20 protein-coding genes and 1 pseudogene are annotated in these 21,463 nt (G+C 69.7%); 7 read left to right on the forward strand and 14 right to left on the reverse strand.

The features are described 5' to 3' along the window. Positions 1-34 precede the first annotated feature (34 nt). The 4 genes from rox (at position 35) to ACGFH6_RS09110 (ending at position 3,828) form a co-directional block, all read left to right on the forward strand. Positions 35-1,462: a rifampin monooxygenase gene (rox, locus tag ACGFH6_RS09095; protein ID WP_393381903.1), complete on the forward strand. Its 1,428-nt coding sequence runs from the start codon at positions 35-37 to the stop codon at positions 1,460-1,462. A gap of 36 nt (positions 1,463-1,498) precedes the next feature. Beyond that, the gene (locus tag ACGFH6_RS09100; RefSeq protein ID WP_393381904.1) at positions 1,499-2,422 is read left to right on the forward strand and encodes a ketopantoate reductase family protein; all 924 of its coding nucleotides are present in this window, start codon (positions 1,499-1,501) and stop codon (positions 2,420-2,422) included. Between the two features lie 61 nt (positions 2,423-2,483). Continuing rightward, the gene (locus tag ACGFH6_RS09105) at positions 2,484-3,479 is read left to right on the forward strand and encodes a cation diffusion facilitator family transporter (protein ID WP_393381905.1); all 996 of its coding nucleotides are present in this window, start codon (positions 2,484-2,486) and stop codon (positions 3,477-3,479) included. Positions 3,480-3,534: 55 nt separating this feature from the next. Next, on the forward strand, positions 3,535-3,828 hold the full coding sequence (locus ACGFH6_RS09110) for a DUF1905 domain-containing protein (protein WP_393381906.1): 294 nt from the start codon (positions 3,535-3,537) through the stop codon (positions 3,826-3,828). A 13-nt stretch (positions 3,829-3,841) separates the two neighbouring features. On the opposite strand, the gene crcB (ACGFH6_RS09115) is transcribed toward ACGFH6_RS09110, so the two are convergent. The 5 genes from crcB (ACGFH6_RS09115) to ACGFH6_RS09135 form a co-directional block, all read right to left on the reverse strand. Next, positions 3,842-4,216 (reverse strand): fluoride efflux transporter CrcB, encoded by a 375-nt coding sequence (crcB, locus tag ACGFH6_RS09115; protein WP_393381907.1) that lies wholly within the window; start codon positions 4,214-4,216, stop codon positions 3,842-3,844. Then, entirely contained in the window at positions 4,213-4,692 is a 480-nt protein-coding gene (gene crcB, locus ACGFH6_RS09120) for a fluoride efflux transporter CrcB (RefSeq protein WP_393381909.1), read from the reverse strand. Before crcB (ACGFH6_RS09120) ends, crcB (ACGFH6_RS09115) begins: the two co-directional genes overlap by 4 nt. A 195-nt stretch (positions 4,693-4,887) precedes the next feature. Then, positions 4,888-5,031, reverse strand: coding sequence for a hypothetical protein (locus tag ACGFH6_RS09125; RefSeq protein ID WP_393381911.1), 144 nt, complete (start codon positions 5,029-5,031; stop codon positions 4,888-4,890). A 93-nt stretch (positions 5,032-5,124) separates the two neighbouring features. After that, positions 5,125-5,976, reverse strand: coding sequence for a helix-turn-helix domain-containing protein (locus tag ACGFH6_RS09130; protein ID WP_393381912.1), 852 nt, complete (start codon positions 5,974-5,976; stop codon positions 5,125-5,127). 56 nt (positions 5,977-6,032) lie between these two features. Further along, positions 6,033-7,445 (reverse strand): MFS transporter, encoded by a 1,413-nt coding sequence (locus ACGFH6_RS09135; RefSeq protein ID WP_393381914.1) that lies wholly within the window; start codon positions 7,443-7,445, stop codon positions 6,033-6,035. Between the two features lie 137 nt (positions 7,446-7,582). Here ACGFH6_RS09135 and ACGFH6_RS09140 point away from each other — a divergent pair. Continuing rightward, positions 7,583-8,065 (forward strand): annotated as a pseudogene (locus ACGFH6_RS09140) (class I SAM-dependent methyltransferase); the annotation flags it as partial. A 123-nt stretch (positions 8,066-8,188) separates the two neighbouring features. On the opposite strand, the gene ACGFH6_RS09145 reads toward ACGFH6_RS09140, so the two are convergent. Next, positions 8,189-9,352: an MFS transporter gene (locus ACGFH6_RS09145; protein ID WP_393381915.1), complete on the reverse strand. Its 1,164-nt coding sequence runs from the start codon at positions 9,350-9,352 to the stop codon at positions 8,189-8,191. 128 nt (positions 9,353-9,480) lie between these two features. Here ACGFH6_RS09145 and ACGFH6_RS09150 point away from each other — a divergent pair, with 128 nt between their 5' ends. After that, positions 9,481-10,557 (forward strand): mandelate racemase/muconate lactonizing enzyme family protein, encoded by a 1,077-nt coding sequence (locus tag ACGFH6_RS09150; protein WP_393381916.1) that lies wholly within the window; start codon positions 9,481-9,483, stop codon positions 10,555-10,557. Here ACGFH6_RS09150 and ACGFH6_RS09155 read toward each other — a convergent pair. The 6 genes from ACGFH6_RS09155 to ACGFH6_RS09180 are packed head-to-tail and all read right to left on the reverse strand — an operon-like array spanning position 10,544 to position 16,068. Next, positions 10,544-12,427 carry a Na+/H+ antiporter NhaA gene (locus ACGFH6_RS09155; protein ID WP_393381918.1) on the reverse strand — a complete coding sequence of 628 codons (1,884 nt, stop codon included), beginning with the start codon at positions 12,425-12,427 and terminating at the stop codon, positions 10,544-10,546. The genes ACGFH6_RS09150 and ACGFH6_RS09155 overlap by 14 nt on opposite strands. Beyond that, a complete protein-coding gene (locus ACGFH6_RS09160; protein ID WP_393381919.1) occupies positions 12,424-12,798 on the reverse strand; it encodes a VOC family protein in 375 nt (124 codons plus the stop codon). The genes ACGFH6_RS09155 and ACGFH6_RS09160 overlap by 4 nt, the downstream gene beginning before the upstream one ends. Next, positions 12,798-13,433, reverse strand: a complete 636-nt coding sequence (locus ACGFH6_RS09165; protein ID WP_393381921.1) for a flavin reductase family protein — start codon at positions 13,431-13,433, stop codon at positions 12,798-12,800. The genes ACGFH6_RS09160 and ACGFH6_RS09165 overlap by 1 nt, the downstream gene beginning before the upstream one ends. Then, a complete protein-coding gene (locus tag ACGFH6_RS09170) occupies positions 13,342-14,481 on the reverse strand; it encodes an MOSC domain-containing protein (RefSeq protein WP_393381923.1) in 1,140 nt (379 codons plus the stop codon). The genes ACGFH6_RS09165 and ACGFH6_RS09170 overlap by 92 nt, the downstream gene beginning before the upstream one ends. Then, entirely contained in the window at positions 14,478-15,335 is an 858-nt protein-coding gene (locus tag ACGFH6_RS09175; protein ID WP_393381924.1) for a DUF427 domain-containing protein, read from the reverse strand. The genes ACGFH6_RS09170 and ACGFH6_RS09175 overlap by 4 nt, the downstream gene beginning before the upstream one ends. Positions 15,336-15,348: 13 nt before the next feature. Next, positions 15,349-16,068 carry an SDR family oxidoreductase gene (locus ACGFH6_RS09180; protein ID WP_393381926.1) on the reverse strand — a complete coding sequence of 240 codons (720 nt, stop codon included), beginning with the start codon at positions 16,066-16,068 and terminating at the stop codon, positions 15,349-15,351. Between the two features lie 176 nt (positions 16,069-16,244). On the opposite strand from ACGFH6_RS09180, the gene ACGFH6_RS09185 reads away from it, so the two are divergent. Then, on the forward strand, positions 16,245-18,992 hold the full coding sequence (locus ACGFH6_RS09185) for an AAA family ATPase (RefSeq protein ID WP_393381927.1): 2,748 nt from the start codon (positions 16,245-16,247) through the stop codon (positions 18,990-18,992). Here ACGFH6_RS09185 and ACGFH6_RS09190 read toward each other — a convergent pair. Continuing rightward, the gene (locus ACGFH6_RS09190; protein WP_393381928.1) at positions 18,989-19,987 is read right to left on the reverse strand and encodes an aminoglycoside phosphotransferase family protein; all 999 of its coding nucleotides are present in this window, start codon (positions 19,985-19,987) and stop codon (positions 18,989-18,991) included. The two genes, ACGFH6_RS09185 and ACGFH6_RS09190, sit on opposite strands and share 4 nt — an antisense overlap. Beyond that, positions 19,987-21,441 (reverse strand): sulfatase, encoded by a 1,455-nt coding sequence (locus ACGFH6_RS09195; RefSeq protein ID WP_393381930.1) that lies wholly within the window; start codon positions 21,439-21,441, stop codon positions 19,987-19,989. Before ACGFH6_RS09195 ends, ACGFH6_RS09190 begins: the two co-directional genes overlap by 1 nt. Positions 21,442-21,463: the final 22 nt, after the last annotated feature.

The following is a 21,463-nucleotide window of genomic DNA, read 5'->3' on the forward strand; positions in this document are numbered from 1 at the left end:
GAAACGCAGAACCTACGGAAATCAGGGGGATTCCATGATCGACGTGATCGTTGCCGGTGGCGGGCCGGTCGGCATGATGCTGGCCGCGGAGCTGCGGCTGCACGGTGTGGACGTGGTCGTGCTGGAGAAGGCGCTGGAGCCGACCAAGATCGTCCGCTCGCTGGGTCTGCACGCACGCAGTATCGAGGTGATGGACCAGCGTGGTCTGCTGGACAGGTTCCTCACGCTCGGCACGAAGTACCCGGTCGGCGGCTTCGCCGGCATCTACAAGCCGGCTCCGGAGCGACTGGACACCGCACACGGATACCTCCTCGGCATCCCGCAGGCCATCACCGACCGCCTGCTGGCCGAACGGGCAGCCGAGCTGGGCGCCGACATCCGGCTCGGCTCCGAACTGGTCGGGCTGAACCAGGACGACGACGGCGTGACCGTCGAGTTGGCCGACGGCACGCAATTGCGCTCGCGCTACCTGGTCGGCTGCGACGGCGGCCGCAGTACGGTGCGCAAGCTGCTCGGCGTCGGTTTCCCCGGCGAGCCCAGCCGGGTCGACACGCTGCTCGGCGAGGTGGAGGTGACCGCTCCGCCGGAGACGGTGACCGCGGTGGGGACCGAGGTCCGCAAGTCCCAGCTGCGGTTCGGCGCCATGCACGTCGGGGGCACCGTGTTCCGGTTCGTTGTTCCCGGCGCACCGGTGGTGTCCGAGGACCGCGCGGAGGCGCCGACGCTCGAGGAGTTCAAGCAGCAGTTGCGGCTGACTGCCGGCTCCGATTTCGGCGCGCACTCACCGAATTGGCTGTCCCGCTTCGGCGACGGCACCCGGCTGGCAGAGAGTTATCGGTCCGGTCGGGCGCTGCTGGCCGGCGACGCTGCGCACGTCCATCCGCCGATCGGTGGGCAGGGGCTCAACATGGGCGTCCAGGACGCCTTCAACCTCGGCTGGAAACTCGCCGCCGAGATCAACGGCTGGGCACCGGAGGGGTTGCTGGACAGCTACCAGGCCGAACGGCATCCGGTGGCCGCCGACGTACTGGTGAACACGCGCGCGCAGATGGAGCTGCTGTCCACCGAGCCCGGTCCCCAGGCGTTACGCCGGCTGCTGGGGGAGCTGATGGACTTCGAGGACGTGAACCGGTACCTGATCGAGAAGAACACCGCGATCGCTATCCGCTACGACTTCGGCGAGGGGCACGAACTCCTCGGCCGCCGACTGCGGGACGTGGAGCTGAAGCGCGGTCGCCTCTACGAGCTGATGCACGAGGGCCGCGGGCTCCTGCTCGACCAGACCGGCCGGCTGTCGGTGGCAGGCTGGGCGGACCGGGTCGACCACGTCGTCGACGTCAGCGAGGAACTGGACGTGCCCGCGGCGCTGCTGCGGCCGGACGGCCACGTGGCGTGGGTCGGTGAGGCGCAGGAGGATCTGCAGAGGCACCTCCCGAGGTGGTTCGGGGCCGCCGCCGACTGAGCGATAACTTGTACGGGCGCTCAACGAGGAGGCTGTATGCGGATCGCGGTGATGGGGACCGGCGGGATCGGCGGGTACTTCGGCGGCCGGCTGGCGCTGGCCGGGCATGACGTCGCGTTCATCGCGAGGGGCCGCCAGCTCGAGGCGCTGCGCACCCGTGGCCTCCGCCTGGAGAGCCAACTCGGCGATGCGCAACTGCCCACGGTCGCGGTCACCGACGATCCGGCGCAGCTCGACCCGGTCGACATGGTCTTGTTCGGTGTGAAGCTGTGGGACACCGAGGCATCGGCCAAGCTGATCGAGCCGCTGCTCACCGAGCGTACCGGCGTGGTGTCGTTCCAGAACGGTGTGGTCAAGGACGACATCCTGCGCAGCGTTCTCGGCCCTGAGCACGTCATCGGTGGCGTCGCCTACATCGCCGCCACGATCGCCGAGCCCGGCGTCATCCGCCATTCCGGTCCGCTGCAGAGGCTGGTCTTCGGTGAGTACGACGGCAGCACCTCGGCGCGGGTGCAGGAGTTGTACGACGCCTGTGTGGCCAGTGGCATCGATGCCGAGATCAGCGGTCAGATCGAGCAGACCATCTGGGAGAAGTTCGTCTTCCTGGTCGGCCTGTCCGGTACGACGACCACAGCCCGTACGCCGATCGGACCGATCCGCAGCCACCCGCGGGCTCGCGCCTTCCTGCACGACGTGATGGACGAGGTCGTGCAGGTCGCGCAAGCCCAGGGTGTGCCGCTGCCGGCCGACTTCGCCGACGGACGGCTCGCGTTCATCGACACGGTGCCCGCCGACATGACGTCGTCGATGCACCACGACCTCGACCGCGGCAACCGGCTCGAGGTGCCGTGGCTCAGTGGGGACGTGGTTGCGCGGGGCAACATCCTCGGCATCCCGACGCCGTGCAACCGTGCGATCACCGACATCCTGTCGGTGCACAGCGAGGGCCGCGCGGGCTGACGACACCGTGCGGTCGGGCAGGTTGCCGACGCTCCTGGACACGCCGGGCTAGGGTCGGAGAGTGAGTTCCGGGCAGGAGGCTGCGGCTTCAGGTAACGGGGAGAGCTTCGTCACCGTACTGGTGGCGTTGACGGCCAATCTGCTGATCGCGACGGCCAAGTCGGTGGTGGCCGTGATCACCGGCTCGGCGGCGATGCTGGCGGAGGCCGCGCACTCCTGGGCGGACACCGGGAACGAGATCTTCCTGCTGATCGGGGAGCGCCGGGGCTCGAAGCCGGCCGACGCGACGCATCCGCTCGGGTACGGCCGGGTCGGCTACGTCTGGTCGATGTTCGCCGCCTTCGGCCTGTTCATCGTCGGTGCGGCGGTCTCGGTCTGGCACGGCATCCAGTCGCTGCACAGTGGCGAGGGCGGTACGTCGTACGGCTGGGCGTACGCCGTACTCGGGATCTCGTTCGTGCTCGAGGGGATCTCGTTCGCGCAGGCGCTGCGGCAGACGAAGGCCGGTGCGTTCGAGCGGATGCTGCGGCCGCTGCGGTACGTCCGGCTGACCTCGAATCCCGTGCTGCGTGCGGTGTTCGTCGAGGACCTGTCGGCGCTGATCGGCATCGTGATCGCGGCGCTGGCCATCCTGCTGCACCAGCTCACCGGCGACCCGGTCTGGGACGCGATCGGATCGATCGTGGTCGGTCTGCTGCTCGGCGGTGTCGCGCTGTTCCTGATCAGCCGGAACATGGACTTCCTCACCGGCGAGGCGGTCTCGCCCCTGGGCCGCAACCGGGTCCTGCGCGCCCTGCTGGAGCACGACGCCATCGAGCGGATCAGCTTCCTGCACATGGAGTGGGTCGGCGCGGACAAGGTCTTCCTGGTCGCCGCGGTCGATGTCACCGGCAACGATCGCGAGTCCGACGTCGCGGTCCGGCTGACCGCGGTCGAGGACGCCCTGAACGCGCGGCCCGAGATCCAGCGAGCGGTCCTCACCCTGAGCCGCCCCGGCGACCTCACCGACCTCCGCCCGGTCCAGCTGCCGGCTTGGTACGTCGACCCGTCAGCTTGAGCCAGATTGTTGTTCCGGAAGGTAGACGTCCGGAATGGGGGCTAGCATCTGCCGCGTGGACCTTCTTGAGCTGCACTTCGAGGGCGAGATCTGGGAGTGGCGTGGGCCGGCGCCGTACTACTTCGTCACGGTGCCGGAGGACGAGGCAGCGGAACTGCAGGAGGTCGCGGCGTCGGTCACCTACGGCTGGGGTGTGGTGCCGGTCCGCGCGACCATCGGCGACACCGAGTGGAAGACGTCGCTGTTCCCGAAGAACGGCGGCTACGTGCTCCCGCTCAAGGATCGCGTCCGGAAGGCCGAGGGCATCGGGGAAGGCGACACGATCTCGGTCACGATGACCCTGGCCTGACGATCCGGCCTGATCATGGCCAGATGGCCTGGCTGATCGCGACGCCGAGGAAGACGCTGCCGAGACCGGCGACGATGCTGACGGCCACGTTCGCGACGGCGAGGAACCGGCCGCCGTCCTCGTAGAGCCGCAACGTCTCGTACGAGAAGGTCGAGTACGTCGTGAGCGCGCCGCAGAACCCTGTACCCACGACGAGTTGGACCTGATGCGGCAGCGCGGACGCCATACTCGCGCCCGCGACGACGCCGAGAATCAGTGAGCCGACGACGTTGACGGAGATCGTGCCCCACGGGAATGCCGAGTCGTGGCGCTTCTGGACAGCGCGATCGGTGAGATACCGCAGCGGCGCTCCGATCACGGCGCCGGCGATGACGAGGAGCACGCTCATCGGATCCTCCCGACCAGGGCCCGGGTCGCGGTCACGGTCGCCCAGACGGCGATCAGCGCTCCGGCGACCGTGGCGGCGAGGTAGAGGAGAGCCGTCCCGGGATGCCGGCCGGCGACGAGTTGCTGGATGTCGAGCGCGTACGTCGAGAACGTCGTGAACCCACCGAGTACGCCGGTGCCCAGAAAGGGGCGGATCAGTCGTTGCCGGGTCAGGACCTCGCTGACCACGACCATGAGGATCCCGATCAGGCCGCAGCCGACGACGTTGATGACCAGCGTCGCCCAGGGGAAGGTGCCGGGTGGCGTCGGCCACGCTTGGCCGACCAGATACCGAGCCACCGCGCCGATGGCGCCGCCGGCCGCGATGACGCTCAGGACAGCGGCGTCCCTGGTACGGCGTACCGGGCGGTCGTGGCGCAGGTCGACATCAGGGTCGACGGGTTCCCAGGGAACCGGGTCCGTCCGCTCGTGCTGCATCCGATCGATCTCCTACCTGGACATGCGCCGGCGCCGAGCGCCGCACGGTTCGACAGGTAGGGACTGTTGGCCGCCGGGTGGCGACGGTTCGGTCCGGCGAGCCCCACCGCCGGTCAAGCCCCGCCAGCATACCTAGGCCGTGTCTGGCCCACCGGACGCGCCCTCGCCCAGTCCGCGGACCGGCCGGTCGGCAGGTCAGAACCGATCGAACGGGAACTCCCGCGACTGGACGCCGAAATGGGTGTCCAGCAGTAGGTCGTCGTCCGCCGCCGTGGACTGGGAGTGCTCTCCCTCCAGAAGCCGCAGTAACGCCAACATCCTGCGGGTCGCCTCGCACATACCGGATCACCCCCTCCTGAGACCTATCGGCCCCAGGCCCCGAAACGTTTCGCCCGACTTCGTTGCAATTGGCAACAGGCCGCGCTGTCCGGCTCAGGGAGTGATGTCCGCGGTGCCCCGGTCGAGGAGGTCGAAGGCGGCGGCGGAGGCGGAGTCGGGCCGGGCGGTGTACATCAGCAGGCGGTGGGCGGAGCCGTCCGGGAACTGCACGGCCTCGTAGCCGAGCTCCAGCCGGCCGACCGTCGGGTGCTGGAAGAGCTTCGTGCCGAAGGAGCAGTTGAGGACGGAGTGGCTCGACCAGAGCCGGGCGAACTCAGGGCTCTTCATGGAGAGCTCACCGATCAGCTCGGCCAGGTAGCGGTCGTCCGGGTGCCGCCCGGCGACCAGCCGCAGGGACGCCACGGACCGCTCGGCCTCCAGCTCCCACTCGACGTACAGCTCGCGGGTGTGGGGGTCGAGGAACAGCATCCGGGTCAGGTTCGGCCGGGTGTCGGGCGAGTCGGGGCTGTGCTCGTCGTAGTGGCCGGCCAGCAGGCGGTGGGCTGTGGAGTTCCAGGCCAGTACGTCGCTGCGCCGGTCCATCGCGACCGCGGCGACACCGCTCATCGCGGTGACCAGGCGGCGGGCGCCGTCCCGAGCGGCCTCGGGCTCCGGTGCCTGTGGGCGGCGGTGGTTCGACGGGCGGGCCAGGTTGCGCAGGTGGGCCGTCTCGTCGTCGTCGAGGCGGAGCGCCCGGGCGATGGCGAGCAGGATCTCGTCGGAGGCCTGTTCGCTGTGGCCCTGCTCGAGCCGGGTGTAGTAGGTCATGCTGACCCCGGCCAGTTGAGCGAGTTCCTCCCGGCGCAGTCCCGGCACCCGGCGGGCGCCGTACGAGACCATGCCGACGTCCTGAGGCTGCAGCCGGGCTCGCCGGCTGCGCAGGAAGTGTCCGAGGTCGGTCTCCACGAAGTCCATCGTAGAGCCGGTGCCTGGGTCCCACTCGGCACAATTCCGGCACATGGTCACTCGCCGCCCTTCGCCCGCCGCAGCAGAACACCAGTCAGTACGGCGCCCAGTACGCACAGGCCGGCGTTCACCCAGATGGCTGTCGTGACCCCGTTGATCACCTGGTCCGGGCCGTCGGCGCCGTGCATGGCAGCCGTGGCGATGGCGCTCATCACCGGGATGCCCATCGTGATGCCGACCTGCTGGCTCATCGTGGTCAGACCGGTCGCCAGGCCCTGCTCGTCGTCGGGCAGATTGGACGTCGCGGTGACCATGAAGCCGACGATGGCGATCAGGTTGGCCACGCCGCCCACGAACGTGGTGATGAGCAACAGAACCATCCATCCGCTGGAGGTGCCTAGCAGCACCAGCGGGACAGTGGCCGCTGCCTGGAGCACGAAGCCCGTCACGATCGTCTTGCGGGAGCCGATCCGGCCCAGCACCTTCGGTGCGACCAGGCCGCCGAGGACTGTGCCGATTCCGAGGACCGCGAACGACAGACCGGTCGTCAGAGGCGAGTAGCCGAGCACCTTCTGCAGATAGAGGGTCAGCAGGAAGACCAGCGAGGTCTCGGTGGCGAACGCGAGCAGACCGGCCAGGTTGCCCCACCGGACCGACGGACGACGCAGTACCGGCAGCGGGACCAGCGCGTCCTGCACCCGCCGCTCGACCAGGAGGAAGCCGACCAGCAGGATGACCGCCGCCGCCAGCGCGATCAGAGCATGGGCGTCGGTCCAGGAGGTCTCGCCGACCCTGGTCAGGCCGTACACGAGGGCCAGCAGGCCGCCGGTCGCGGTCAGTGCGCCCCAGACGTCCAGCCGCAGCCGGTCCTTCGGCCGGCCCTCGACCAGAGTGCGCGGACCGAGCAGCAGCACCATCGCTGCGACCGGGATGTTGATGAAGAAGGCCCAGCGCCAGCTCAGGATGTCGGTCAGCAGGCCGCCGAGGATGGCGCCGGTGGTGAAGCCTGCGGCCATCAGAGCGCCGTTCAGGCTGAGCGCGCGCTCCCGCTGCGGTCCTTCGGGGAACGAGGTGGTCAGCAGCGACAGCGCGGCCGGGGTGACCGCGGCGGTGGCCAGGCCCTGGGCGATCCGGGCTGCGATCAGGATCGTCGGTGTGGTGGCGAGTCCGCCGGCCAGCGAGGCGATGCCGAGGACGGCCATGCCGATGAGGAAGAGGCGCTTGCGGCCGAACAGGTCGGCGACGCGGCCGAACAGCAGCGTGAAGCCGGCGGCGCAGAGCGCGAACGCGGTGGCGATCCACTGCAGGTGTGCGAGGGGCAGCCCGACGTCCTGGCCGATGGTCGGCAGCGCGACGTTCAGGATGGAGAAGTCGACCGCGAGGGTGAAACCGGCGGTCAGCAGCACCAGCAACACCAGGCGCTGCCGCGAGGGGCTGACCGTGGGGGTGGTCAGGCCGACGACACTCATGGGAGAAAGTCCTTTCGGAGGTTGGTTTCTCCACTGTCGTGACATCGGACCCGCCGTACCTCACTCCCTTCTGCCTAGCACTGACAGTGACAGGCACAGCCAGGTCACAGACACGGCCAGACGGCATGATGGACGGCATGAGTGCGATCCGTGAGCTGCCCAGAGTCGTGCCTGCCGATCCCGGCAAGGCGGTCCGCAAGGAGGCAGCCGCCAGCCAGCAGGCGTCACTCAACCTCGCGGTACACCCGTCGTCGTGGTCGCAGGACCAGGCCGACGAGGTCGTACGGCGCTACACCGAGCTGGCACCGGAGTGGGACGGCGAACGTGGTGGCTACCGGCCCGTGCCTCTCGCGGACGCGTTGCGGCGTGGTGGACCGTGGCCCGACGGACTCTGTCTGGAGGTCGGCTGCGGTACAGGTCTGCTGACCGGTCTGATCGAGGACGTGTGGCCGCGGGTGGTGAGCATGGACCTGACCTGGGAGATGCTGCGCCGGTCGTCAGCGCAGCAGCGGCTGCAGGGTGACGCGTCGCGGTTGCCGGTCCGGGACGGTTGCGCGCAGGCCGTCGTACTGGCTGATGTGCCGTTGTTCGCGGACGAAGTGGTACGGGCGCTGGCGCCGGACGGTGTGGTGGTGTGGTCGAACGCGCTGGGCGTGGACGCACCTCACTCACCACGTCCCGATCACCACTGTGCTGGGTGTCCTGGAGGATGCGTCGGGCCGACCCTGGTCTGCGGTGACCTCTCACGCCGGTTGGGGACTCTGGGCCGTACTGCGAGTCAGCGCCAGCGCAACCGCCGAGACCAGGCAGGTCACCGCGGAGCCGAGGATCAGCGGCTGATAGCCGACGGCAACGGCCAGCGCGGCCGCGATGAGCGGTGCCGTCGCGCGGCCGACGGTGGTCGGGGTTCCGAGGATGCCGGAGATGGTGGCGTAGCCCTCGTCGCCGTACCGGTCGAGCAGGATGGCCGGAGTGGCGACCGAGGCGACGCCGAAGCCCAGCCCGAACAGGATCAGGCTGGTCGCCGCCCCGATGATGCTGCGCCCGATGAACGGCAGCATTCCGATCGCGACGCCTTGCAACGTCATCACCGCCGCGGTGATGAGCGTGATGGACAGCCACCGCTTGGCCACCGTGGTGACGATCCGGCCGGTGACGGACAGTACGCCGAGCAGTCCGGTGAGGCCGGCGGCGACAGTGGGCTTGTGCCCCAACTGCACCAGGTACGTGACCAGATGCACGGCGATGACCGCCAACGCGGCGTTGTGCAGCACGAAGGCGCACGCGATCAGCCAGAAGCCGGGATCACGCAGTACCCGGGCCGGTGAGCGCGTGCTGCCCTGATGCGTGACCGCGGCCGTCGGTCTGGTCCCGCGCAGGCTGATCCCGTGCAGCGGAATGGTCAGCCCGACGAAGACAGCCAGCACCAGGACCGCATGCCGCCAGCCGAGCGCATGGATGAGCTGACCCGCGAGCGGAATGAAGATCGAGCTGGCGAACCCGGCCACCAGAGTGATGCTGAGGATCGCGTTCGCCCGCCGGGCCGGCGCGGTGATGGCAACGATGACGGCGAACGCCGGTTGATAGAGCACCATCGCCGAGGCAGCACCGATGAGGACGAAGACGCCGTACAGCTGGGTGGCCGTCTGGACCTGTGACCAGGCGAGTACGGCGACTGTGGCGAGCGCCGACCCGACGGTCATCACGCCGTACCCGCCGCGGGTGTCGAGCCAGCGTCCGACCGGCACAGCCATCGCCGCACTGACCAGCACGGACGTGGTGAGGGCACCGGTGGCTGTGGTGGTGCTGAGGCGCAGATCGGTGCGCATCGGTTCGAGCAACGCGCTGAACGCGTAGTAGAGGATCCCGTAACCGATGGTCGTGGTGACCGCGAGCGTGGCGATCACCACCGGACCGCGTGGTCGTTCGCTGAGTCGCAGCGGTCCTCACTCCCTTCCACCGAGCCCTTCGCACTCTAGGCCGACGACGCGCCTCTCGCATCCGCCGCCCGGCCGGTCGGACGTAGGGTTCCAGGGTGACTCTCTCCCGGCATGTGGTCCGCTCCGTCACGACCGCCGAGGTCGGCTCGCGCTACCTCCGGGCCGTCGGACGGAACTCCTTCCGCGGTCATCACGGCAGCGGCAACACCTCGACGGCGTACGTCGTCGAGACCGATCGCGGCGCCAGTGGCTGGGGACTGCCGCTGTACGACGGTGATCCGGCGCGGTTGATCGGCAAGAACCTGGCCGAGCTGATCGATCCGGAGCGGGGCGTGGTCGATCCGGCCGCGGAGTTCCTCGACTATCCACTGCACGATCTGGCCGCGCGGATCCTCGACGTACCCGCGTACGCGATGCTCGGCGCGGCCGGGTCGCCGCGGGTGCGCAGCTACAGCGGCGGGATCTACTTCGACGACCTGGACCCGGAGGACGCGCCGGCCGGGACGGACGCGATCCGGGCGAACCTGGCCCAGGACCACGAGTTCGGCTTCCGCGACTTCAAGCTGAAGCTCGGCCGCGGCTACCGCTGGATGGACCCGCAGGAAGGCCTCGAGCGCGACATCGAGGTGACGCTGCTGACCCGCGAGCTGTACCCGGACGCGGACATCCTGGTCGACCCGAACGACGGCTACACCGCGAACGCGCTGACCGCCTACCTGGCCGCCGTGTCCACCTGCCACCTGTACTGGATCGAGGAACCGTTCGCGGAACGCTGGGAGGACTTCCGCTTCCTCCGCGAGCACCTCGCCACGCTCTCGTGGCAGCCGAAGATCGCCGACGGCGAGTTCGATCCGGACGAGGACCACATCCTCCGGCTCGCGCAGGAAGGCCTCGTCGACGTCGCCCTGATGGACGTCGTCGGCCACGGCCTGACCGCCTGGCGCCGCACCATGCCACGCCTCGCCGAGACGTCGGCCGAGGCCTCCCCACACGCCTGGGGGATGCCGCTCAAGTCCTTGTACGCCGCCCACATCGCAGCCGGACTCGGCAACGTCTCCATCATCGAAGGCGTCCCCGGCAACACGTTGGGCACCGACGGGAACGGCTACACCCTCGCCGACGGCCACCTCACGCTGTCCGAGGAACCCGGCTTCGGCGTCACGTTGAAGTAGCCAGCCGCTCGTCGTACGCCAGCTGGATGGCCTGGTTGAGGACGGGCAGGTCTTGAGGGCCGTCGTGGCGGTGGTCGTTGATGAAGAACGTCGGGGTGCCGGCCACGCCGCTGCGGTCGGCGGAGTCGACGTCCTGCGCCACGCGAGTGGTGTGGTCGTGCTGGACGAGATCCTCGCGGAAGCGGTCGACGTCGAGGCCGAGGTCGACCGCGTACCCGAGCAGGTCGTCGAGCTCGAGATTCTGCTGGTTGGTGAGCAGGAGGTCGTGCATCTGCCAGAACTTGCCCTGCCGGCCGGCGGCCTCGGCGGCCTCCGCGGCGAGCTGCGCGTGCGGGTGTACGTCGGGCAGCGGCAGGTGCCGCCAGACGTAGCGGATGTGACTGTTCTCGGCGAGCAGTTCGCGCGCTGTCGGTGCGGCCATCTGAGTCCAAGGGCACTCGAAATCGCCGTACTCGACAACTGTCACCGTCGCCTCGGCCGGACCGCGGATGTGGTCGCGGGAAGGGTCGACCGGTGGGGCGAGGTCGATGGGCAGAGTGGCGGTCCCGAGCAGCGCACGGGTGCGGGTGCGGACCGGCAGCAATCCGATCAGCCGGTAGAAGCTCACGCTCAGCACTGCCGCTCCGACGGCGGCCACCAGCACGCCGAGCTTCGCCTCCTCCAGCGTCGGGCCGGTGAAGGCGAGGTCCGCGATCAGGAAGGAGACGGTGAACGGTACGCCCGAGATCATGCCGCTACCGAGTACGCCGGCCCAGCCGACCGACGGACGTACGGCGCCATGCGTGGTCCGAGTGAGGATCCACGAGGTGCTTGCGACGGCGATGGGCTTGCCGACGACGAAGGCGACGACGATCCCGACCGTGACCGGCGCGGTCACCGCTGCCTTCAGCAGGTCTGCGTCGATCACGATCCCGGCGTTGGCCAACGCGAACAGCGGAACGATCACATAGCTGGTCAGCCGGTGAAAGGCGTGCTGAAGCCGCGCGTTCGCCGACAGTGTCCCGGTGAGCTCGCGCGTCGCCGAACGGGCGAGCTCCGGAGTCGGCTGCTCGCGGAACTGCCGGACCAGAGTGGTCGCCTGCTCCAACGCGTCCCGGCGCGGCACGTACGCCGACGTCGCCAGGCCGACCGCGAGACCCGCGACGACCGGGTCGATGCCGCTGGCAAGCAACCCCGCCCAGACCACGAGCGCGAGCAGGGTGAAGACCGGCCAGCGATACCGGTATCCCAGCCGGGTGCTGGCAAGGACCCCGGCGTACGCCGCGATCGCGACCAGCAGCCCGGTCAGGTGGATCTCGCTGGTGTACGCGACCGCGATGACCAGCAGGGCTGCGACGTCGTCGACGACGAACACGGTGAGCAGGAACGTCCGGATCCGATCGGGGACGTGCTGCCCGGCCACCGCGAAGACACCGAGTGCCAACGCGGTGTCGGTCGACATCGCCGCGCCCCAGCCGTGCACACCGGAGCCCGAGCGGTTGATCGCCAGGTAGATCAGGACCGGGATGACCATGCCGGCCAGACCGGCCGTGACCGGGAGGATCATCCGGCGCCGCTCCCGCAGTTCGCCGAGGTCGAACTCGCGCCGCGCCTCCAGTCCGACGACCAGGAAGAACAACGCCATCAGCCCGCTGTTCACCCAGGTGCGCAGCTCGAGCTCGGCCGACCACGGGCCGATCCGGACCGCGAGAACCCAGTCCCAGAAGGCGTCGTACTGGTCGGTGGCGACGTTCGCCCAGATCAGCGCGAGCACGATCGCGGCCGCCAGGATCGCGGCGCTGGCGGCCTCGGTCCGCAGGAAGGCACGCAGCGGACTGCTGGCCGGGCCGACCATGGACATCGGCAGGTCGCCCGGGTCCTTCTGCTTCATGAGCGACTGATCTCCTGCAGGGTCCAGGTGTTGCCGTCGGGGTCGGCGAAGTCGGCCATGCTCGCGTAGCTGCGGCGTTCGGGGTCCACACCGGGTGCGAACGCGCCGTCCCAGGTGTCCACCGGAGACTTGTGCCGGATGTCGGAGACCTTGATGCCGCGGGCAACCAGTTCGCCGTGCGCGGCCGCAAGATCGGCGACCACGAGGTAGTTCGCGCGCGCCGAGCCGGGCGCCGCGTCCGTCAGCCCGTCGCCGAACTGGATCGAACAGGCCGAGCCGGGCGGGGTCACCTGGACGACCCGGAAGCCGTCGCGCGGGTGGTAGTCGACGTCGCGGACGGCCAGGGTGAGGACTTCCAGTGAAAATTCCATCACATGTCCAGAACTAGATCGGTGGTCGGTCGGGCGCAGCAGATCAGCGTCTGACCTTCGGGCGGTGGCTCCAGTGGCGTGGGGGAGTAGGTGACCTCACCGGACAGCAGTGGAGTGATGCAGTTGTGGCAGACACCGGTGCGGCAGCTCCAGCGCGTCGGTACGTCGCAGGCCTCGGCGAGCTCGAGCACACTCCCGTCCCGGAACGGCGTGGAGATGCCGCTGCGGGCAAACGTCACCAGAGGCCCGTTGCCAGGCGGTCCTGGTGGCTCGTGCGGCGGTCGTGTGGTCTGGTCGGTGATGCCGGGGTTCGTCGGCGGCAGTGCGCCGAACAGTTCGGTCCGGATGCCGGCCGGATCGATGCCGATCGCGGTGAGCGCCTCGCGCATGTCCGTCATGAAGCCGGCCGGTCCGCAGATGTACGCCGTTGCGTCGACCGGGACGTCCAGGTCGACCAGCTTGTCCTTGGTGAGGCGACCGGCGGTCGCGGTGTAGCAGATGTACTCGTGCGTGTTGGGCAGAGACCCGAGCAGCTCCCGCGCCTCAGCGGCCAGCGGATGCTCGTCCGGACCCCGAGCACAGTGGATCCACCAGACCTCGCGAGTACTGCGTTGTTCCGCGAGGTCGTGCAACATCGACAGGACCGGTGTCAGCCCGATCCCTGCGGAGAGCAGCACGATCGGACCGGACGATTCCTCCAGCACGAACTCGCCCCGCGGTGCGGCAGACCTCCAGTACGGCGCCCGGCCGCAGCTTCGTGGTCAGGTAACTGCTCCCGACACCGTGCGGTTCGTGCTTGACGCTGATCCGGTACGAGCCGGTCCCGGGCGAGGAGGACAGCGAGTAGCTCCGCACCGGGACCGGCAGACCGGCGGCCGCGAGTTTGAACGTCAGGTACTGGCCGGCGCGTGCGGCCGGCAGCCGGCTCCCGTCCGCCGCGGCCAGGCGGATCGAGGAGACGGTCGCGCTCTCCGGGATCACCTCGGTCACCCGCAACGGACGGAAGCCGTCCCAGGCCGGCTTGGGGGTGGTGGTCTCTTCCAGCAGATCGCGGAACGAGCCGAGCCAGCCTGGGCTGAGGGCCGGGATCTGTGTCGCCATGCGCAGCTTCGCGACGTCCCGGTTCGGCAGGTAGAGCAGGGCGTCGGTGTCGGCGACGCTCAGGGCACCCGGACCGGTCCTCGTCTTGACGATCTGGTCACCGGCCTCGATGTGCCCTTCCGTGATCACCCGGCAGTAGAAGCCGGGCCGGTGATGGCTGACCAGCAACGCGGGCAGCTCGGGTTCGCCCATGCGCATACCGACGCGGTAGCAGGTGACCCGCGGCTGGGTCACCTCGAACTCGGCCTCGCCGATCCGGTACCGGTCGCCGATGCACACCTCGTCGTCGGGCAGCCCGTCGACCGTGAGGTTCTCGCCGAACTGTCCGTAGACGAAGTCGTCCCGCCCGAAGTGCTGCTCCCAGTACCGGTACGAGTCGATCTGATAGACGAGTACGGCGCGCATCTCGCCGCCGTGCCCGGCGGTGTCGCCCTGCCCGTCGCCGTCGATGTTCAGCCGCCGGACCATGACCGGGCCGTCGACCGGCTCCTTCCACACCCCGGTGTAGACGGTCTTGCCGTTCCAGCCGACGTCCTTCGGCCGGCCGACGTTCACCGCCAGGACAGTTGCCGCATCGCTCATCCGGACAGTTCCTCCACGGTCAGATCGCGGTCGACCCCGTGCGAGATCACGCTCTGCCCAGGTTCCAGCCGCAGCCGCGCGCCGTCCAGTTCCACCTCGACCTTGTCCGGCTCGAACGAGATCATCCCGGAGATCCGCCGTACCTCGGTCCAGGCGTCCTCGTAACCCCACGCCGCACCGCGGGCGTCGCCGATGTCCCAGTAGCTGCACAGACCCTTGTACGGGCAGAAGGTCTGGCCCTCGACCGGGGTCAGCGCCGAGTCGTCCACGTCCTCGCGCGGCACGTACCACCGCGGTGCGAAGCCCGATTCGTAGAGGGCGAGCGGCCGGGTGGACTCGGCGACGACGCGGTCGCCGTCGCGGACGACGAGATGGCGGCTGGTCTGCCGGATGTCGATCCGGTGGTAGGCGTCGGCGGCGTGGCCGACGATCCGTTCGTCCTCCTCGTAGAACGCGTCCATCGCCCGCCACGCGAACGCGACGCGTCCCTTCAGATCGCTCGCGTGATCCGGCAGTGCGGTGTGCTGCCAGGCCGCGCGGGTCCTGCTGCTGTCGCCCGCGGTCACGGTGTACCAGGTCGTCTCGCCGAGGTCGCGATGCTGCGTGGTCCGCTCCGCGGCCTCCAGGACACCGGTCACGATGTCACCGATCGGGAAGTACGCCACCGGATACCGCGCGGGCTCATGCAGCAGTACGACGTCCGCACTGTCGGCGATCCACCGGTCGCCGAACTTCACCCGCATCCGCCGGCGCAGCGGCTCGGCGAACAGCAGTCGCTCGGGCAGTGGGTCGGGGACCAGGAAACGGCCGATCGCACCGGTGGCGAGCGGACCCTGTTGCCAGGAAAGGCCCATGGTTCGGCTCCTCTCAGATCAGCGGTTCGCCGCCGTCGATGCGCAGCGTCGTACCGGTCAGGAAGGTGTTGGTCATGGCGAACAGCACCGCCGCGGCGATGTCGTCGGTGGTGCCGATCCGCCGGGCGGGGTTGCGGGTGCTCATGTCCTCGAAGTAGTCCGCCTTGGCCGCGTCCCCGAGGGCGTCCCAGGCGCCGGTGTCGATCACGCCGGGGGAGACGGCGTTCACCCGGATCGGAGCCAGCTCCAGTGCGAGCGACCGGGCCAGTACGTCGGCCGCGCCGTTGGTGATGGCCACCGCCAGGGTGCCGACGGCGATCTTGGCCGCGGCGACGCCGGAGAACAGCGTGAACGAGCCGCCCTCGGTGATCCGCACCGCCAGGTGCTTGGCGAGCATCAGTGGGCCGATCACCTTGGTGTCGAACGACAGCCGGACCTTGTCCCGATCGAGGTCGGCGAGCTTGCCACGGGCCCGGGCCGAGGCGGTCGAGACGATGTGGTCGACGCTGCCGATCCGCTCCCCGAGGGCGGCGATGGTGGCCTCGTCGGTGAGGTCGACGTACTCGGTCCGGACGCCCGGATCGTCGGCGTACGCCTTGGCGAGAGCCTCCTGGTCCCGGCCGGCCGCGATGACCTGCGCCCCCGCGTCGCGCGCGGCCGTGGTCACGGCGCGGGCGATCCCGCCGCCGCGCCCGATCACGAGCACGGTGCGGTCCTGGAGTGGTGTGGCCATGGCGAGGGTCCTTTCGGCGGGCAGCGGATTACCGGACGCGAACGGATCGCTGCGGCGATCCGCGGCCCGGAATGCGGGTCCGCGCCCGGCATGAGCCTGCGGGACGGGGATCCGCGTCCGCATCCGCCACTGGCCAGCCAGGTCCGCCCATGCTCGCCAGCCGCTAGCGTGAGGACGTGCATGGGCAGGCCGAGCCGCCGGGTTGGCGGCGTGCGATCGAGTTGACGGGCCGCGACCTGGAGTGCGGCGTGCTCGACCGGCTGATGGGCGCTGTCCGGGCCGGCGAGAGTCGCGCTCTGGTGCTGCACGGCGAGGCCGGCGTCGGCAAGAGCGCACTGCTCGACTACCTCGAGACGCAGTCGGCCGGATGCCGGGTGACGCGCGCCTCGGGGGTGCAGTCCGAGATGGAGCTGGCGTTCTCCGGTCTGCACCAGCTGTGCGCACCGGTGCTGGACCGGATCGATCTACTGCCGCCTCCCCAGCGGGAAGCGCTACGGACGGTGTTCGGCATCAGCGCAGGCCCCGCACCGGACCTGTTCCTGATCGGACTGGCTGTGCTCGGGCTGCTGTCCGAGGCAGCCGAGCGGGAGCCGCTCGTCTGTCTGGTCGACGACCAGCAGTGGCTCGACCGGTGCTCGGCACAGATCCTCGCCTTCGTCGCCCGCCGGTTGGACGCCGAGTCGGTCGCGATGGTCTTCGCGACCCGCGCGGTCGCCGGTGACCTGGCCGGCGTGCCTGGGTATCCCATCGGTGGTCTGCACGACTCGGATGCCCATCGGCTGCTGGACGCCGTACTGACCGTGCCGATCGACGCCCAGGTGCGGGACCAGCTGGTCTCCGAGGCACACGGGAATCCGCTGGCCTTGCTGGAGCTGCCGCGTGGGCTGACCGCGGCGCAGTTGGCCGGCGGGTTCGGTCTCCCGGGTGCAGGCAACATCGAGGAGAGCTTCGTCCGCCGGGTGAACGCCGTACCGGACGAGACCCGGCGGTTGCTCGTGCTCGCAGCTGCCGATCCGTCTGGCGACGACTTGCTGGTACGCCGTGCCGCCGAGCGGCTGGGGATCGGTCCGGAGGCCGCGACAGCGGCGGCGGACGCCGGGCTGGCGGAGTTCGGGACGCGGATCCGGTTCCGGCATCCGCTGGTGCGATCGGCGGCGTACCGGTCGGCATCGGCCGGGGAACGGCGTCAGGTGCACGGCGTACTGGCCGAGCTGACCGACGCCGAGGCCGATCCGGATCGGCGGGCGTGGCACCGGGCGCAGGCAACCCCCGGACCCGACGAAGAGGTCGCGGCCGAGCTGGAGCTGTCGGCCGGGCGGGCGAGTGCGCGGGGTGGACTGGCCGCGACGGCTGCCTTCCTCCAACGCGCGGCAGCGCTGACGCTCGACCCGGCAAAGCGCGCGGACCGGGCGCTGGCGGCCGCGCACGCGGAGCTCGGGACCGGTGCCTTCGGCTCGGCGGCGGACATGCTCGCGATGGCCGAGGCAGAGCCTCTGGCCGACCTGCAGCGGGCCCGGGCCGACCTCGTGCGTGCGCAGCTCGCCTTCTTCACCAACCGCGGCAACGACGCACCACAACTGATGCTCAAGGCGGCCAAGCGGCTCGAGACCATCGACGTGGGGTTGTCGCGGGCGACGTACCTGGATGCCTTGTCGGCGGCGATCTTCGCCAGCCGGCTCGCGACCCCGGGTGGCGACGTGATCGACGTGGCCCGCGAGGCCGCCGCGGCACCGCGGCCGGAGGTTGTGCGGTCGGTGGATCTCCTCCTGGACGGCAACGCGATCTACTACCGGGACGGGTACGCCGCTGGAGCGCCGACACTGCACCAGGCTCTGGCGGCGTTCGGCACGGACGTGTCCGTCGAGGAGGAGCTGCAACTGCTGTGGATGGCAACCACCACCGCGCTGCGGCTGTGGGACGCGGACCGGTGGGAGCAACTGTCCAGGCGGCACCTGCAGCTCGCCCGCGAGACCGGTGTGGTCAACGATCGGGCGCTGGCGCTGACCTCACTCGCCTATGTGTCGTTGTTCGCCGGCGACCTGGTCGCCGCGGCATCGCTGACCGACGAGGTCCAGGCTGCCAACGAGGCGACCGGCGGCAACCTCGCGCCGTACGGTCGGCTCGCGCTGGCCGCGTTCCGCGGCGACCGGACCGAGACGCTGGCGCTGGGGGAGGCCACCAAGAAGGACGGGTCGCGGCGGGGCGAGGGGATCGGGATCGCGTTCGCCGAGTGGGCGGCCGCGGTCCTCGACAACGGCCTCGGCCGCTACCAGGACGCGGCCAAGGCGGCGCAGCGAGCTTGGGAGGATCCGCGCGACGCGTCGTCGATGATGCTCGCCCCGAGTGAGCTCGTCGAGGCCGCTGTGCGCAGTGGGTCGATCGACACGGCGCACCGCGCCTGCGAGCGGCTCGGCGAGATGGCGACGGCGACCGGCACCGAGTGGGCGCTCGGAGTCCACGCCAGATCGCTGGCACTGGTCAGTGCGGGTGACACCGCCGAACGGCTCTATCGCGAAGCGATCGCCCACCTGGACAAGACCCGGCTGCGGGTCGAGCTCGCCCGCGCCCAACTCCTGTATGGCGAATGGCTGCGGCGCGAGCGTCGTCGTACCGATGCCCGGGAGTATCTGCGGACGGCGCACGGGATGTTCGACGCGATGGGGATGGCCGGCTTCGCCGAGCGGGCCCGCCGCGAGCTTCAGGCCGCCGGGGCGGCTGCGCGCAAACGCGTCGTACCGGCTCAGAGCGAGTTGACCGCGCAGGAGGCGCAGATCGCGCGGATGGCCCGCGACGGCCTGTCCAACCCGGAGATCGCCACCCGCCTGTTCATCAGCGCCCGCACCGTCCAGTACCACCTGCGCAAGGTCTTCACCAAGCTCGGCATCACCTCCCGCAGCCAGCTCGACCGGGTGCTGCCGCCCTAGCTGACGGGCGGCTTCGCGATCAGGGTCGCCCGGGCGTCGAGAACGTCGATGGCGGCGAGCGACGTCCGGTACCACCGCACGCTGCGCTGGAAGACCGACTGGAAGAGATTGCTGATCACCGAGAACCGGAAGTCCCACTCGCAGAGCTCCCAGCTGTAGTCGTCCACACCGGCGGCGCGCAACGCCTCCCAGTAGCGCCGCAGCAGGTCACGATCGCGGGCGAGCCGGTCGCCGGTCGGGACCACCGACAGGCAGTAGGCGAGATCGTGCGGCCCGAGCCCGGGTTTCAGCTCCGACCAGTCGATCACCTTCGGCCGTGCGTCGTCCGCGCGGAAGAACACGTTGCCGAGGAAATGCAGGTCGCCGTGGACGAGCGTGATCGCGCGACCGTCCGCGACGCGGGCCAGGAACTGGCGCTCCCACTGCTCCAGGATCTCCTCGAGCACTGAGCGCTCCGCGTCGTCGAGCTCGGTCGCGGTCGGGAAGAAGTGGGCGGCCTCGTCGCGCACCGCCGCGGCGTTCCGCTTGATCACCTCACGCGGCAACGCCTGCGCCGAACTGGTCACCGACGGCTCCGACGCGCTGACCAGATACTCCGGTACGTCGTTCCAGAACCGTGCGTGCAAACCCGCCAGCATGTCGATCGTGCCGTGCAACTGGGCCTCCGACACCTCAGCGCCGACCACGCGGTAGCCGGCCGCCTCCAGGTCCTCGCTCAGCAACAGGACTTCGTCACCGGCGTCCGTGGCCCCCAGCAACCGCGGCGCCGGATGATCCCACCGCGGCGCGAGCTCCTCGAAGAACCGGATCTCACGCCGCGCCGCCGCCACCCCGGCGCCGGTCGCGTGCTTGGCGATGACAGTGGTCTGGGTCCCACCCGTCGAACGCACCCGTAGCCGCAGGACCTCGGCCTCCGACGCCGCAAACGTGTCCAGCACGTCCACACCGGACACCGGCGTACCCAAGGCTGCACTCACCTCGGCGGTGCTGGTCATCATGAGGTCCACGGCCAGTGCGGGTGCGGAGTTGTCGGGCCGGCGTACGGGGTGTCCTGGTAGTGGTGCTGCAGCTCGGCGAGCCGCATGGTCAGTGCGGTCCGGATCTCGGCGTACGACGGATCGTCGGCGACGTTCACCAGCTCCTCGGGGTCGTTCAGTAGGTCGTAGAGCTCCCACTCCGGTTCGGACAGCTGCTCCGACGACCCGGGTACGCCGAGGCCGGCGCCGTAGTAGTGGATCAGCTTGAACTCCTTCGTCCGTACGCCGTAGTGCGCGGGCGCATGGTGATTCGGATCGTCGTGCTCCCAGTACCGGTAGTACATGGCGTCCGGCCAGTCCGCGACCTCCTCACCGCGCAGCAACGGCAGGAAGCTCCGGCCCTGCGACGTGGGCAGAACTGTGGCGGCGTCCATCCCGGTCATGTCCAGGAACGTCGCGGCGAAGTCGACGTTGGTCACCATCGCATCGCAGGTGCTGCCGGCCGGGATCCGGCCCGGCCAGCGGATCAGCATCGGCATCTGCAACGACTCGTCGAACATCAGCCGCTTGTCGAACCAGCCGTGATCGCCGAGGAAGAACCCCTGGTCGGACGTGTAGACGACCACCGTGTCCTCGGCCAGCCCTTCGGCCTCCAGTACGTCGAGCAGCCGGCCGACGTTGTCGTCGATCGACTGGACGCACTGCAGGTAGTCGCGCAGATAGCGCTGGTACTTCCACCGCATCCGCTCGGTCCGGTTCTCGGGCCCGCGCAGTTCCTCTGGCAACTCCTCGCCGAGCTCCTCCGCCCCGAGGTCGTCCGCCACGGACATCCGGACGCTGCGCACCGCACGGCTGCGGGTGGAGTAGTCGTCGAACAGCGTGCTCGGCTCCGGGATCGAGCCGATTGGGTAGAGCTCCTTGTGCTTCTCGTCCGGCACCCACGGCCGGTGTGGCGCCTTGTGATGCACCAGCAGCAGGAACGGCCGGTCCGGGTCGCGCTGCCGGAGCCAGTCGATGCTCTGGTCCGTGACGATGTCGGTGGCGTACCCGGGCACGGTCTGTGCGCCTTCCGGCCCGATCATCAACGGATCCACGTAGTCACCCTGACCCGGGAACACCCGCCAGGAGTCGAAGTGCCGCGGCGCCGACTCCGGCCGCTCCCCGAGGTGCCACTTCCCGAACAGGGCGGTCTGGTAGCCGGCCTCGTGCAGCACCTCCGCGAACGTCGGCACGCGGTAGTCGATGTCGGTGTAGATCGAGGCGACCCCGTTGATATGGCTGTACGTTCCGGTCAGGATCGAGGCTCGCGAGGGCGAGCAGATCGAGTTCGTGCAGTAGGTGGCGTCCATCCGCACGCCGTCCTGGGCGAGGCGGTCCAGGTGCGGGGTCTGGTTGACCTTGCTCCCGTACGCCGAGATGGCGTGCGCGGCGTGGTCGTCTGACATGATGAACACGAGGTTGGGCGAAGGCATGGTTCCACCTTAGGTTTGTTGC

The sequence above is a fragment of the Kribbella sp. NPDC049227 genome (genome assembly GCF_043197265.1).
In the GTDB taxonomy this organism is placed as follows: Bacteria; Actinomycetota; Actinomycetes; order Propionibacteriales; family Kribbellaceae; genus Kribbella.

Bases quoted from the DNA above. Each gene is read 5' to 3' on its own strand.
- rox (WP_393381903.1), top strand. From the start codon at position 35: ATGATCGACGTGATCGTTGCCGGTGGCGGGCCGGTCGGCATGATGCTG.
- ACGFH6_RS09100 (WP_393381904.1), top strand. From the start codon at position 1,499: ATGCGGATCGCGGTGATGGGGACCGGCGGGATCGGCGGGTACTTCGGC.
- crcB (WP_393381907.1), bottom strand. From the start codon at position 4,216: ATGAGCGTGCTCCTCGTCATCGCCGGCGCCGTGATCGGAGCGCCGCTG.
- crcB (WP_393381909.1), bottom strand. From the start codon at position 4,692: ATGCAGCACGAGCGGACGGACCCGGTTCCCTGGGAACCCGTCGACCCT.
- ACGFH6_RS09125 (WP_393381911.1), bottom strand. From the start codon at position 5,031: ATGTGCGAGGCGACCCGCAGGATGTTGGCGTTACTGCGGCTTCTGGAG.
- ACGFH6_RS09135 (WP_393381914.1), bottom strand. From the start codon at position 7,445: ATGAGTGTCGTCGGCCTGACCACCCCCACGGTCAGCCCCTCGCGGCAG.
- ACGFH6_RS09155 (WP_393381918.1), bottom strand. From the start codon at position 12,427: ATGAAGCAGAAGGACCCGGGCGACCTGCCGATGTCCATGGTCGGCCCG.
- ACGFH6_RS09160 (WP_393381919.1), bottom strand. From the start codon at position 12,798: ATGGAATTTTCACTGGAAGTCCTCACCCTGGCCGTCCGCGACGTCGAC.
- ACGFH6_RS09165 (WP_393381921.1), bottom strand. From the start codon at position 13,433: ATGTTGCACGACCTCGCGGAACAACGCAGTACTCGCGAGGTCTGGTGG.
- ACGFH6_RS09170 (WP_393381923.1), bottom strand. From the start codon at position 14,481: ATGAGCGATGCGGCAACTGTCCTGGCGGTGAACGTCGGCCGGCCGAAG.
- ACGFH6_RS09175 (WP_393381924.1), bottom strand. From the start codon at position 15,335: ATGGGCCTTTCCTGGCAACAGGGTCCGCTCGCCACCGGTGCGATCGGC.
- ACGFH6_RS09180 (WP_393381926.1), bottom strand. From the start codon at position 16,068: ATGGCCACACCACTCCAGGACCGCACCGTGCTCGTGATCGGGCGCGGC.
- ACGFH6_RS09190 (WP_393381928.1), bottom strand. From the start codon at position 19,987: ATGACCAGCACCGCCGAGGTGAGTGCAGCCTTGGGTACGCCGGTGTCC.
- ACGFH6_RS09195 (WP_393381930.1), bottom strand. From the start codon at position 21,441: ATGCCTTCGCCCAACCTCGTGTTCATCATGTCAGACGACCACGCCGCG.